Origin of the sequence: Vibrio sp. OPT46 (genome assembly GCF_015163535.1) — a bacterium.
Taxonomy (GTDB): domain Bacteria; phylum Pseudomonadota; class Gammaproteobacteria; order Enterobacterales; family Vibrionaceae; genus Vibrio; species Vibrio alginolyticus.
Genome location: NZ_JADDYG010000264.1, coordinates 43,876 through 57,482, shown reverse-complemented (window position 1 = coordinate 57,482; position 13,607 = coordinate 43,876). Strand labels below are relative to the sequence as shown.

9 protein-coding genes are annotated in these 13,607 nt (G+C 44.3%); 4 read left to right on the top strand and 5 right to left on the bottom strand.

All coding sequences use genetic code 11. The features are described from left to right. Positions 1 to 606 precede the first annotated feature (606 nt). The 3 genes from IQR33_RS12525 to nspC all read left to right on the top strand — a co-directional run bounded on the left by IQR33_RS12525 (position 607) and on the right by nspC (position 5,983). A complete protein-coding gene (locus IQR33_RS12525; RefSeq protein ID WP_193838087.1) occupies positions 607 to 3,483 on the top strand; it encodes a pyridoxal phosphate-dependent class III aminotransferase in 2,877 nt (958 codons plus the stop codon). 18 nt (positions 3,484 to 3,501) lie between these two features. Beyond that, the gene (locus IQR33_RS12520) at positions 3,502 to 4,746 is read left to right on the top strand and encodes a carboxynorspermidine synthase (RefSeq protein ID WP_193838086.1); all 1,245 of its coding nucleotides are present in this window, start codon (positions 3,502 to 3,504) and stop codon (positions 4,744 to 4,746) included. 103 nt (positions 4,747 to 4,849) lie between these two features. Continuing rightward, positions 4,850 to 5,983: a carboxynorspermidine decarboxylase gene (gene nspC, locus IQR33_RS12515; protein WP_053306579.1), complete on the top strand. Its 1,134-nt coding sequence runs from the start codon at positions 4,850 to 4,852 to the stop codon at positions 5,981 to 5,983. A gap of 77 nt (positions 5,984 to 6,060) precedes the next feature. Here nspC and IQR33_RS12510 read toward each other — a convergent pair whose 3' ends face one another. Next, positions 6,061 to 6,573 carry a glycine cleavage system protein R gene (locus IQR33_RS12510; protein WP_005376814.1) on the bottom strand — a complete coding sequence of 171 codons (513 nt, stop codon included), beginning with the start codon at positions 6,571 to 6,573 and terminating at the stop codon, positions 6,061 to 6,063. Positions 6,574 to 6,794: 221 nt separating this feature from the next. Continuing rightward, the gene (locus IQR33_RS12505; RefSeq protein WP_005376815.1) at positions 6,795 to 7,697 is read right to left on the bottom strand and encodes a DUF3943 domain-containing protein; all 903 of its coding nucleotides are present in this window, start codon (positions 7,695 to 7,697) and stop codon (positions 6,795 to 6,797) included. A 191-nt stretch (positions 7,698 to 7,888) separates the two neighbouring features. Between IQR33_RS12505 and IQR33_RS12500 the strand changes: the two genes are divergently transcribed. Further along, on the top strand, positions 7,889 to 9,121 hold the full coding sequence (locus IQR33_RS12500) for a CinA family nicotinamide mononucleotide deamidase-related protein (RefSeq protein WP_047103272.1): 1,233 nt from the start codon (positions 7,889 to 7,891) through the stop codon (positions 9,119 to 9,121). 96 nt (positions 9,122 to 9,217) lie between these two features. Here the strand turns inward: IQR33_RS12500 and yfaE are convergent, their stop codons facing one another. The 3 genes from yfaE to nrdA form a co-directional block, all read right to left on the bottom strand. Next, entirely contained in the window at positions 9,218 to 9,499 is a 282-nt protein-coding gene (gene yfaE, locus IQR33_RS12495; RefSeq protein WP_005376817.1) for a class I ribonucleotide reductase maintenance protein YfaE, read from the bottom strand. Beyond that, positions 9,499 to 10,632 (bottom strand): class Ia ribonucleoside-diphosphate reductase subunit beta, encoded by a 1,134-nt coding sequence (gene nrdB, locus IQR33_RS12490; RefSeq protein ID WP_005376818.1) that lies wholly within the window; start codon positions 10,630 to 10,632, stop codon positions 9,499 to 9,501. Before nrdB ends, yfaE begins: the two co-directional genes overlap by 1 nt. An 83-nt stretch (positions 10,633 to 10,715) precedes the next feature. Beyond that, positions 10,716 to 12,998, bottom strand: a complete 2,283-nt coding sequence (gene nrdA, locus IQR33_RS12485) for a class 1a ribonucleoside-diphosphate reductase subunit alpha (RefSeq protein WP_005376819.1) — start codon at positions 12,996 to 12,998, stop codon at positions 10,716 to 10,718. Positions 12,999 to 13,607: the final 609 nt, after the last annotated feature.

Here is a 13,607-nt window from a genome sequence, read left to right as displayed (position 1 = left end):
AACCTCTGTTGGATGAGGTGATGATATCTCAAGAATATTTGTTTAAATAACAGCTGTTTGAGAGAAGCAGAAAAGCATAGCTCATGAATATGAACATGCGAGTTACGATGGGGTATGTTTTGTTGTGATTTACATCACTGTTACTAATATGAAAAATCGTTGCCAGAAGATTTTATTTTGTGATAAATTCGCGCGCAATCTCGGAGCGTAATTAACAACGTTTGATCTCTGGGGGATACGCGTAGTGACCATTCAAGCTGATTGTGACACTGCGTAGGGTAGGTATCGGCAAAGCCTTTTGTCGATAGACGGGATACTAATGCTGTAAACGCGGCATATTAATGGGAAACCCAACATTGAAACCTTTGAATAAACACACACTAATCAGCTTCATACTGCCGAAATGTCCTGTTTTACAAAACGGGTGCATTACAGAACCTTGATTAATCCCTTTTACATATAAAGTCGCGAGTATCGTGGCGGATGATCTGTATTTGTCATTTATGCACTGACAAATGCGGAGGGGTATTCACACCTCCTGTAATTTCATTCTAATGATTATTAATACAGGATACAGAATTATTATAATTCAAGGGATTATGTAGTATGAGCACTGCCTTTGAAGTCGATAGCAATATCGCAAACATTTTTTCGTCTCAGGTTCCTATCGTTGAGGGAACGTATGACTTAACGCCAGATCAAGTATTGATTGATCAGGCTGAGCATGAATCTGAAGTACGTTCTTATCCACGTCGTTTGCCGATCGCAATTAAACAAGCCTTTGGGTGCTTGGTTGAAGATACGCGTGGACAGATCTTTCTAGACTGCCTTGCGGGGGCAGGCACTCTAGCTTTGGGGTATAACCATCCTGAAATAAACCAAGCGCTGAAAGAGCAATTAGATTCAGGACTGCCATATCAGACGCTAGATATTGCAACATCAGCAAAAACGACGTTTATTCAATCTGTTAAGTCTTTTCTTCCTCAAGAGTTAAGCGAGAACAGCGTTATCCAATTTTGTGGCCCGTCTGGAGCTGATGCGGTTGAAGCTGCTATCAAGCTCGCGAAACAGACTACCGGTCGCAACACTATGTTTGCCTTCCGTGGCGCATACCATGGTATGACTAATGGTACGATGGGGATGATGGGTAACTTAGGCACGAAAGCGCGTCGAACTGGTTTGATGTCGGATGTGCACTTTATGCCTTTCCCATACAACCTGCGTTGTCCTTTTGGGCTTAGCGGTGATGAAGGTGCGAAAGCAAGTATTCGCTATATCGATCGTCTTTTAAACGATGATGAGTCAGGCATTATGAAGCCTGCCGCGATTATCGTGGAGCCAGTGCAAGGTGAGGGTGGTGTTGTTCCTGCGCCAGCATTCTGGCTACGAGAGTTACGTCGTATTTGTGATCAGCACGGTATCTTACTGATCTTCGATGAGATCCAGTGTGGTGTTGGTAAAACTGGCTACAATTTCGCGTTCGAAGAGTCGGGCATTGTTCCAGATATTCTGTGTTTATCAAAAGCAATTGGTGGTGGCTTACCAATGTCGCTATTGGTTATCAACAAGCAACATGATACATGGAAGCCGGGCGAGCACACAGGTACATTTCGTGGTAACCAGCTAGCTATGGTCTCTGGTGCGAAAGCATTAGAAATTATCCAGCGTGATAACCTTGTTGAGCATGCCAATATTGCGGGTCAGTACCTGCGTTACGGCCTTGAGAGTATTCAAAAGCGTGTGAACTGTATCGCAGAGGTTCGTGGGAAAGGTTTGATGCTAGGCGTTGAGATTAAAACTCCAAACGGTGAACTCAATAAATTTGGTGAACCTCAAGCGGATAGTGAACTCACACTGTCTATTCAACGCGCAGCACTCGAGCGTGGCTTGATCGTTGAGAAAGGTGGACGCGAAGGCGCAGTAATTCGTTTCCTTCCTCCTCTTATCATCTCGTTTGAACAAATCGACTTTGCTTTACGTGTATTTGAAGACGCGATTTTAGCCGCTGGCGGTAGTCACATCGAAACTCAGCCACAAGATGAATGGAAGAAGCATTTCATCCACACTGGAGAGATGGGCAGCAATGAATTTGCTTCGGTGATGAATCACACTACTACGGCAATGAAGTCAGTGTTTGAACAAGTGACTGCACCGTATTCAGGTATGGATCCAAAAGCATTGGAAGCAGCGATTCACGACGTTGATCTTGATAATGGAAATGCGCCTCTTAAATCCGTTATCGACGATGCTGCTGATCTGGTCGCGAAAAACGCAATTTTTACTCAACATCCAGATTGTATTGCTCACCTGCATACTCCACCGTTGATGCCAGCGATTGCGGCAGAGGCAATGATTGCGGCTTTGAACCAGTCGATGGACTCATGGGATCAAGCTTCATCAGCGACTTATGTTGAACAGAAAGTTGTGAACTGGCTATGCGATAAATATGAGTTAGGTGAAAAAGCGGACGGTATCTTCACGAGCGGCGGCACGCAAAGTAACCAAATGGGTTTGATGCTTGCGCGAGATTGGATTGCTGACAAACTCAGTGCACACTCAATTCAAAAGCTTGGCCTTCCTGAATACGCAGACAAGCTACGTATTGTATGTTCGAAAAAATCCCACTTCACGGTTCAAAAATCAGCGTCTTGGATGGGATTGGGTGAAAAAGCGGTCATGACCGTCGATGCTAATGCCGATGGAACGATGGATGTCACTAAGTTAGACGAAGTTCTCAATCAGGCCAAAGCAGAAGGTTTGATCCCATTTGCCATTGTTGGTACAGCGGGTACAACGGACCACGGTGCTATTGATGACTTAGACTTTATCGCCGATATCGCAGCGAAACATGACATGTGGATGCACGTCGACGGTGCATACGGTGGAGCTCTGATTCTAAGTAGCCAAAAAGCGCGTCTGAAAGGTTGTGAGCGTGCACATTCCATCAGCGTAGACTTCCATAAGCTGTTTTACCAAACCATCAGTTGTGGTGCGCTATTGGTAAATGACAAGTCTAACTTTAAATTCCTGCTTCACCATGCAGACTATTTGAACCGCGAACACGACGAACTACCGAACTTGGTGGATAAGTCTATTGCGACAACTAAGCGTTTTGATGCGCTCAAAGTGTTTATGACGATGCAAAGCGTAGGGCCAAAAGCCCTAGGCGATATGTATGATCATTTGCTTGAACAGACGCTTGAAGTGGCGGACATGATTCGAGATAACAAACACTTTGAGTTGTTGGCTGAACCATCACTATCTACGGTTCTGTTCCGCGCGACAAATGAATCAGCGGAGCTTGATGAACTGAACAAAACGTTGCGCTTAGAAGCGTTAACACGCGGTATCGCGGTATTGGGTGAAACCATTGTCGACGATAAAACTGCATTGAAATTTACGATTTTGAACCCGTGTCTGACGACGGCGGACTTTGAATCTTTGCTCTCAAAAATCAATACGCTAGCGGCAGAGCTAGTTTAACAAAGGTAACGGAAAACTATGGCAATTCTACAGATTGGTGCAGGCGGCGTTGGCTGGGTAGTTGCACATAAAGCAGCACAAAACAACGACGTTCTGGGTGATATCACAATCGCATCACGTACCGTAGGTAAGTGTGAGAAAATCATCGAATCGATTCAGAAGAAAAACAATCTGAAAGATTCAACTAAGAAATTAGAAGCGCGAGCGGTAAACGCGGACGACGTAGATTCTTTAGTTGCTTTAATTAAAGAAGTACAACCTGACTTAGTGATCAACGCAGGTCCTCCTTGGGTGAACATGTCTATTATGGAAGCATGTTACCAAGCTAAAGTGTCATACCTTGATACATCTGTTGCGGTTGATTTGTGCTCTGAAGGCCAACAAGTACCTCAAGCTTACGATTGGCAGTGGGGTTACCGTGAGAAGTTTGAAGAAGCGGGCATTACAGGTATTCTTGGTGCTGGTTTCGATCCGGGCGTAGTATCGGTGTTTGCCGCATACGCAGTGAAGTATCTGTTCGATGAAATCGATACTATCGACGTAATGGATGTAAACGCAGGCGACCACGGTAAGAAGTTCGCAACTAACTTTGATCCAGAAACGAACATGCTTGAGATTCAAGGCGATTCGTTCTACTGGGAAAACGGCGAGTGGAAACAAGTACCTTGTCACTCACGTATGCTTGAGTTTGAATTCCCGAATTGTGGTTCACACAAAGTGTACTCAATGGCGCACGACGAAGTTCGATCTATGCAAGAGTTCATCCCGGCGAAACGCATCGAATTCTGGATGGGCTTTGGTGACCGTTACCTAAACTACTTCAATGTTATGCGCGACATCGGTCTACTCAGCCCAGATCCACTAACGCTTCACGACGGTACGGTTGTTCAACCTTTGCACGTGCTAAAAGCACTACTACCAGATCCAACATCACTCGCACCAGGCTACACTGGCCTAACGTGTATCGGTACTTGGGTTCAAGGTAAGAAAGATGGTAAAGAGCGCAGTGTATTTATTTACAACAACGCTGATCACGAAGTCGCATACGAAGATGTTGAACACCAAGCTATCTCATACACCACTGGCGTACCAGCGATCACTGCGGCTTTGCAGTTCTTCCGTGGCAAGTGGGCAGACAAAGGCGTGTTCAACATGGAACAACTAGATCCAGACCCATTCCTAGAAACCATGCCATCTATTGGTCTAGATTGGCATGTTCAAGAACTGGAGCCAGGACAACCTGTTATCCATAAATTGAAGTAAGAATTTAGCGACTCTTATTTGTACGTTTAAGCCGATGCACTTGCGTCGGCTTTGTTCGATTTTATAGTGCCTTTGCTAAGGCGAAGGGACGTAAGGTATCAAAATGCAACAAAACGAACTAAAAACGCCATACTTCATGATCAATGAAGACAAGCTGATTGAGAACCTAGAGAAAGCAAAACAGCTAAAAGACATCTCTGGTGTGAAGCTTGTATTAGCACTGAAGTGCTTCTCAACATGGGGTGTATTCGACATCATCAAGCCTTACCTAGACGGAACAACAAGTTCTGGCCCGTTTGAAGTGAAGCTTGGCTACGAAACGTTTGGTGGTGAGACACACGCATACAGCGTGGGTTACAGCGAAGATGACGTTCGCGATGTGGCGGACATCTCTGACAAGATGATCTTTAACTCTCAGTCACAGCTAGCGGCTTATCGTCATATTGTCGAAGGTAAAGCATCGATTGGCTTGCGCCTGAACCCTGGTGTGAGCTATGCAGGGCAAGACTTAGCAAACCCAGCGCGTCAATTCTCTCGTCTTGGTGTTCAGGCTGATCACATCAAACCGGAAATTTTTGATGGTATTGATGGCGTAATGTTCCACATGAACTGTGAGAACAAAGACGTGGATGCGTTTATCGGTTTACTCGATGCTATTTCAGCTCAGTTTGGCGAGTACCTAGATAAGCTGGACTGGGTAAGCATGGGTGGCGGCGTGTTCTTCACATGGCCGGGTTATGACATCGAAAAGCTTGGCCTAGCGCTGAAAGCGTTTGCTGAAAAACACGGCGTGCAAATGTACCTAGAACCGGGCGAAGCGATCATTACCAAGACGACTGACCTAGTGGTCACTGTGGTTGATATCGTTGAGAACGTAAAGAAGACGGCGATTGTCGATTCAGCCACAGAAGCTCACCGCTTAGATACGTTGATCTACAATGAGCCAGCGTCAATTCTTGAAGCATCTGAAAATGGTGAACACGAGTATGTGATCGGCTCGTGCTCTTGTTTGGCTGGTGACCAGTTCTGCGTGGCGAACTTCGAACAGCCTCTAGAGATAGGACAGCGTCTGCATATTCTAGATAGTGCCGGTTACACCATGGTGAAACTGAACTGGTTTAACGGTCTACGTATGCCGTCGGTCTACTGTGAACGCTCGAATGGTGACATTCAAAAACTGAATGAATTTGACTACTCTGATTTCAAACGTTCACTGTCTCAGTGGTCAGTGAAATAAAACGTATTGAGTATTAGAACGACAAAGAGCAGCTGAATTGCTGCTCTTTTTATTGGGGAAGCGTTAAAGGTATGCAGTTAGCTTTCTACAATTACACGAGTGTCTTCACTCAGAGATTCTAACTCATTGGCTATGTCTTCAATTTCTAGCTCGCTAGGTAGTTTTATCGCCATTTTAGCGCTGAATAAGCTAGAGCTTACCCCTCCGCCTCCAGCAATGAATACACGCTGACAATCCATATCTAAAATTGAGATACCTTGATTATCGAGAACGTGAGTAATTTCATTCACAATACCCGCTCTATCGTTGGCATCTAAACGAAGTTGGAAGATAGTGTCTTCACGATATGAATGAGGTTCAGAGTCGACGAACCTAACAACAAGAGTCTGACAAGAAGAGAACGCCTGTTTAACGATGTCGGCATTTTCTCTTGGAAGCTCTACTTTGATGACACCTGCAACTTGGTCTTCGATAAAGTTTACTTTGCTGATCAGCCATTTCCCGCCGTTTTCGTGTGTGATTGCAGCGAGCTCTTTAATCGTGGCGGGTGACGCTTGTCCGACAAAATTAACAATAAATACGGTGTTCATAATGTCCCCTCCTGGAATCAAGGTTTGGACGCAGTACGAATAAACGTGCTACTTAAGTTATTGGAATAAATCCTTTTATTTAGTGTAGGTGCTAAGGGCGGGTAATGTTTGATGAAAGTCAATTTTTAACACTAATTCGTGATGCAAATAATTAAAACAATGTTCAGAGCACAAAAAAGCAGCCATCGTAAGGCTGCTTTTTACCGAGTATCAACTTAGGATTAGAAGGTTACTTTTAACTCGACACCATAAAATTGACTGTCATAGTTTGCGCCTGCGTCCATGGCGAATTTTGCAACATCTTGGTTTCCAAACCAAGGTGATGAATTGAATTGTAGTTCTGCACTACCGCCCCATGCATCAGTTACCCAATAATGAATATGTCCAACAGGGTTTAAGAAGAAGAGCGAAACATCACCTGCGGTTTCAGAGCCCATAACTTCGCCGCCGTTTGCAATAATGTCTTGCTCAGCCGTTAACATCATTTCACCAACAACAGCACCAAAGAATGGTGTGATAAAAATATCCTGCCAAGATGGTACTTCTGCGAACGCCTCCACGCCATACTCCCAAAAGAACGTCGACATAGTTGCGGAGTACAAAAACGACTGAAATTCATTATAGCCAGCGTGACGTGCTGCCGTGTAGTAAACGCCGCCAAAATATGGGTGCATGATGTAGTTGAGGACATGTTCATCGCGATCCCAAACGGGGCCGTCAGAGACATTATCTTTCCACTTTTGCCCCAACTTACTCATGTCTCGGTCTTCTTCGTCCCATTTGGTGATACTTTCTGGAAGAAAAGTCATCATGCCTACGGTCGCGATACTGAGACCTAGAATGGTGTAGGTTTGACCCATCAGGTAATCCCAGTCTTTATCTTGAGGGATGATGAGATGTTTAGGCTGAAGCCCTGCGTCAAGGTTTAGCGAATCATCATTATTCTGTTCATACATAACACCGCGATTTTGAGCCTCGAAGGTGTACAGAGTCGTCGTTTCGCAGTAACCTGACAAGCAATCAGGTGTGTAAGAAAACTCTGTATGACGGCTTAGGTCATAGTGACTTGCGTGCGCAAGCGCTGACGAAGCCAAGCAAAGGCCTGTTAGAGTCGTCTTGAACATGGATGATTTTGACACAAAGGTCTCCGAGTTAATGGTGTATGTTCGGGCTCGTAATTATCCCTCAAAACATCAATCATTTAAACACTTGACCCTTATTTAGTCCCAACAAACCTCGGCGAGATTTGTCCAAATAAAAAGAAAAATAAGCGCTATAACGAAAATAGGATTGTGCTTACGTTCAGGAGTCAGTTGTGAAAATAGCAATGCTTAGTACTGGTGAGGAAGTCCTCCACGGTGATATTGTTGATACTAATGCGGCATGGTTGTCTAGCCTGTTTTATCAACATGGATTTGGCTTAACAAAGCGCTCAACGGTTGGTGATAGCCTATCGAGTTTGGTTGAAGAGTTTTTAATGCTCAGCTTTAACAACGATGTGGTTATTGTTAATGGTGGTTTAGGCCCTACAACGGATGACATGAGTGCTGCCGCCGCCGCGAGAGCCGCCGATTGTAAACTGGTGCTATTCAAAGAGTGGTTGCAGCATCTAGAAAGTTTGTATGCTCGACGTGGCATCCCTATGCCGGACAGTAATTTAAAGCAAGCAATGCTGCCAGAAACGGCAGAGATATTGGACAACCCGATAGGCACTGCTTGCGGTTTCAAAATGCTGATTAATGATGCCATTTTTTATTTCACACCGGGTGTACCAAGTGAATTTAAGCTCATGGCAGAGACGCAAATTCTTCCCGATCTGAGAAGAGTGTTTCCCGATGTTCAAGGTTCATGTTGTAGTCGAATCTACACGTTTGGTCTATCTGAATCCGGTATTTCAGATAAGCTAGATCAGCTAAAACTTCCTCAAGGCTATGAGCTAGGGTATCGCTCTTACTTGCCTTTTATTGAAGTGAAACTTTTTGGTCCTTCAGATCAGATTGAACAGCGTTTGAAACTAGTACAGATAATTAATAAACACCTTGAGAGTAATACCGTTAGTATTGACTTACCTATGGTTGAAAATGTCGGCCAGTTGTTGGTCGATAAAGGACTAACGGTGTCGACCTCCGAAAAAAGTAGCGGAGGATACTTAACGTACTGGCTAAACGGCGATGAAAACGCTGAAAAGCAACTAGGGCATGGTTGGATACTACCGAGCCTGACTCAAGCGATGGCCAACAGCGGAGATCCATTAGCAGAGACGTTTGCTCTGGCTGGCGCTACGCGAGAGAAGTGTGGGACGGATTTATCACTCGTTACTGGCCATATTGAAGAGGGTGTTTTTTCCGTCGCTTTATCGACACCGTCAGGCGAGTGGGGAGCATTATATAAACTCTCGAAAAAGTATCAGCGCAATGATCAAGTTAAAGTGATCAGCACGGCAGCACTAGACTTGTTGCGTCGCTACCTAGAACGTAAACCGATGTTTGCGCATTATGCATTTTTAGAGAAAGTTAAAGAGATGCACCTCCCGAGCAGTGCTTTATAACCAAAGCTCTATACAGTAGTCTGAGAGACAAAACACAGAGACAAAAAAGCCAAGGTGATTACCTTGGCTTTTGCATTTTATACCGTCGAGTCAACGTTATGCGCGCTGCTTTTCTTTCATCGCGTAGTTAACGCCGCTAAGTGACAAATCTGATTTTGCTTTACAGATACAAGGTAATATTTCATCACTTTGTGTGTAAGCCATGGCAAAACCAACATACTCCACTTCACCAGACTCCAATTTGCAGCGACAGGCGCCGCAGTGCCCATCACGGCAGTTGTATTCTGGTAATAGGCCAGCTTGCTCCATTGTTTCCAAAATCGTATTGGAAGGGTTGGATTCAATGCTGATCAGTTTGTTGATTTTGAGTGTTGCCATTACAGCTCGAATCCTTCGAAGTCATCTGCGCGAACTTCATTGTCAATTTGACCCACAAGGTAAGAAGAGATTTCTGCTTCTTGAGGCGCAACTTGAACGTTATCTGAAGACAACCAAGCGTTAATCCATGGAATTGGGTTAGTTGTTGCTTCTGGATACGCTGCTGGTAGACCTACCGCTTGCATACGAATATTTGTGATGTATTCAACGTATTGGCTTAGGATGTCTTTGTTTAGACCGATCATAGAGCCATCTTTGAATAGATACTCTGCCCACTCTTTTTCTTGCTCAGCCGCTTCTTTGAATAGGTCAAAACAGTCCTGTTTTGCCTCTTCTGCGATTTGCATGAAAGTGAAGTCATCTTGACCGTTACGTAGCAGGTTGATCATGTGCTGCGTGCCATTTAAGTGAAGTGCTTCGTCACGAGCGATCAGCTTGATGATTTTCGCGTTACCTTCCATTAGTTCGCGTTCTGCGAAAGCGAAAGAACATGCGAAACTTACGTAAAAACGAATAGCTTCTAATGCGTTAACAGACATCAGACAGATGTACAGCTTCTTCTTAAGATCGTACAGACTAACCTTAACCGTTTCACCGTTAAGGACATGCTCACCTTCACCGTAGCGATGGTAATCATTCGTCGCTTGAATCAAATCGTCGTAGTAGTGCGCGATGTCTTTTGCACGCTTCAGAATGTGCTCGTTCTCAACGATATCATCAAACACTACAGCAGGGTCGTTCACGATGTTACGAATAATGTGTGTGTAAGAACGAGAGTGAATCGTTTCAGAGAAAGACCAAGTCTCAATCCAAGTCTCTAGTTCTGGTAGAGACACAAGCGGCAGCAGTGCCACGTTAGGGCTGCGGCCTTGGATAGAGTCAAGAAGCGTTTGGTACTTCAAGTTAGAGATGAAGATGTGCTTCTCGTGATCTGGCAGTTTGTTGTAATCGATACGGTCGCTAGATACGTCTACTTCTTCTGGACGCCAGAAGAAAGAAAGTTGTTTCTCGATAAGTTTTTCGAAAATCTCAAACTTTTGTTGGTCGTAACGTGCAACGTTTACTGATTGACCTAGGAACATTGGTTCCTTCAATTGGTCATTCTTTTTTTGGTTAAAAGTACTGTAAGCCATAATGCCTCAATTCCTTTTAAACCTCCCCGTAAGGGGGAGGTTATCGATAGTCTGTCTTTACGGGTTCGCTAGGTACGGGAAGATTAAATCTTACAACCGCCGCCAGCACAATCGTCATCTTGTGGTTGAACAGCGTCTTTCTGTTCATCTTTCGCGCCATCACGAGTGTTGTGGTAGTAAAGCGTTTTCACACCAAACTTATACGCTGTTAGCAGGTCTTGAAGTAGTTTCTTCATTGGAACCTTGCCAGTCTCGTAACGTGACGGGTCGTAGTTAGTATTAGCAGAGATAGCTTGGTCAACAAACTTCTGCATAATACCCACAAGGTGCAGATAACCGTCGTTCGAACCGATATTCCAAAGCAGTTCATAGCTGTCTTTAAGTTCTGTGAACTCTGGTACAACTTGCTTCAGGATACCGTCTTTCGAAGCTTTTACTGAAACGTAACCACGTGGTGGCTCAATACCGTTAGTTGCGTTTGAAATCTGAGAAGAAGTCTCAGAAGGCATTAGTGCAGTCAGTGTTGAGTTACGTAGGCCGTGCTCCATAATTTCTTTACGTAGGCTGTCCCAGTCGTAGTGCAGCGCTTCGTCACAAATTAGGTCGATATCTTTCTTATACGTATCAATCGGCAGTAAGCCTTTCGCGTAGTTCGTCTCGTCGAATGAAGGACACTTACCTTGTTCTTTCGCCAGTGCTACAGATGCTTTCAATAGGTAGTACTGCATTGCTTCGAACGTACGGTGAGTTAGGCCGTTCGCGCTACCGTCAGAGTATTTCACGCCATTCTTCGCTAAGTAGTAAGCAAAGTTAATCACACCAACACCTAGCGTACGACGGTTCATAGTCGATTTGTATGCCGCTGGTAGAGGGTAATCTTGGTAATCAAGCAGTGCATCTAACGCACGAACAACAAGATCGGATAGCTCTTCGAAATCATCTAGAGACTTGATAGCACCTAAGTTGAATGCAGAAAGCGTACACAGTGCGATCTCGCCTGAGTCATCTTCAACGTTAGTTAATGGTTTCGTTGGCAGTGCGATTTCTAAACATAGGTTCGACTGACGAACTGGAGCGACTTCAGAATCAAATGGGCTGTGAGTATTACAGTGGTCCACGTTCTGGATGTAGATACGACCCGTTGATGCACGCTCTTGCATTAGCAGAGTGAACATTTCAATCGCTTTAACCGTTTCTTTCTTGATTGAAGGATCGTTCTCGTACTTCACGTATAGACGCTCAAACTCTTCTTGGTTTTCGAAGAATGCGTCGTACAGACCAGGTACATCAGATGGTGAGAATAGCGTAATATTGCCGCCTTCAACTAAACGTTGGTACATCAGTTTGTTTAACTGAACACCGTAGTCCATGTGACGAACACGGTTTTCTTCAACACCACGGTTGTTCTTAAGTACCATTAGTGAGCGTGCTTCACCGTGCCACATTGGGTAGAACACAGTAGCTGCGCCACCACGTACACCACCTTGTGAACAACATTTTACTGCTGTTTGGAAGTACTTGTAGAACGGAATACAACCAGTGTGGAATGCTTCACCACCGCGAATCTCTGAGCCTAATGCACGGATACGACCTGCGTTGATACCAATACCAGCGCGCTGAGATACATAACGAACAATTGAGCTTGCTGTTGCGTTAATAGAATCAAGACTGTCTCCACACTCGATCAGAACACATGAGCTGAACTGGCGAGTAGGGGTACGCACGCCAGACATAATTGGCGTAGGTAGAGAAATCTTAAATGTCGATGTCGCATCGTAGAAACGTTTGATGTAATCAAGACGTGTCGCTTTTGGATATTTCGCAAATAAGCACGCTGCTACAAGGATGTATAAGAACTGAGCACTTTCGTAAATTTGGCCCGTAACACGGTTCTGTACGAAGTACTTACCCTCTAGCTGCTTAACTGCCGCGTATGAGAAGTTTAGGTCGCGTTTATGGTCGAGGTACGCATCAAGTTCGTCGAGTTCTGCTTTTGTGTAGTCTTCTAGAATATGTTGATCGTACTTACCCATATCGACGAGGCGAGACACGTGATCATAAAGCGTTGGTGGCTCGTATTGGCCATACGCTTTTTTACGCAGATGGAATACCGCTAGGCGAGCAGCTAGGTATTGGTAATCCGGAGTCTCTTCAGAGATCAGGTCTGCCGCAGACTTGATGATTGTCTCGTGAATATCTGTCGTTGTGATGCCGTCGTAAAACTGGATGTGAGCGCGAAGTTCTACTTGAGAAACCGAAACATTATCTAGACCTTCTGCAGCCCAAGTGATAACGCGGTGGATTTTATCCAGATCGATACTTTCTTTACGGCCATCACGCTTGGTGACGGTAAGTTGTTGGTTCATTCTGCTTTATTTCCCTAAGAAAACTGATAAAAGCCGTATTTTTGTTTGTTTATGTGCAATATGAGTAAAGCTTGCGGCGGCTTTGTGATCAAAGTCTATCTATATATTGTCGCTTAAACACAACATATAGGGGTTCATTTGTTTGCGGGTTACAAGATAGTGCTATTACACTGATTTATCAAGGTACAGTTCGGGGATGACTTGTGGATAACTGACAAAATGAAAAAAATCAGTAAGTGAACACTAACCGATGAGAAAAGGGCAGACTTGAATGGTTAAAAGTACGGTTTCGAGATCGGTTTAGAAATAACCGCATGCAAAAATATTTTCCTTGATCTTTGGCCGTTTTTATCTACGAAAAATGGCTTGGTCAAAATGGAATCTAGAGCACGAATTTTAGCCATAAAAAGACAAAAAAAGCGGCAACTTTGTGCTACCGCTTCCGATTCATTTTCTTTAAAAAATGTCAATCACAAAACTCATTTTTTAACTTAATAGCGTTCAGTATTTTTTAGTATGAACGATGTAGTTTACATCTACATTACGACCGAGTTTGTAGCTGTCATTTAGAGGGTTGTAATGAAGCCCAGTAATGCCCATTTCCGTCAA

Coding starts and splice junctions, on each gene's coding strand:
- IQR33_RS12525 (WP_193838087.1), top strand. CDS start 607: ATGAGCACTGCCTTTGAAGTCGATAGCAATATCGCAAACATTTTTTCG.
- IQR33_RS12520 (WP_193838086.1), top strand. CDS start 3,502: ATGGCAATTCTACAGATTGGTGCAGGCGGCGTTGGCTGGGTAGTTGCA.
- nspC (WP_053306579.1), top strand. CDS start 4,850: ATGCAACAAAACGAACTAAAAACGCCATACTTCATGATCAATGAAGAC.
- IQR33_RS12510 (WP_005376814.1), bottom strand. CDS start 6,573: ATGAACACCGTATTTATTGTTAATTTTGTCGGACAAGCGTCACCCGCC.
- IQR33_RS12505 (WP_005376815.1), bottom strand. CDS start 7,697: ATGTTCAAGACGACTCTAACAGGCCTTTGCTTGGCTTCGTCAGCGCTT.
- yfaE (WP_005376817.1), bottom strand. CDS start 9,499: ATGGCAACACTCAAAATCAACAAACTGATCAGCATTGAATCCAACCCT.
- nrdB (WP_005376818.1), bottom strand. CDS start 10,632: ATGGCTTACAGTACTTTTAACCAAAAAAAGAATGACCAATTGAAGGAA.
- nrdA (WP_005376819.1), bottom strand. CDS start 12,998: ATGAACCAACAACTTACCGTCACCAAGCGTGATGGCCGTAAAGAAAGT.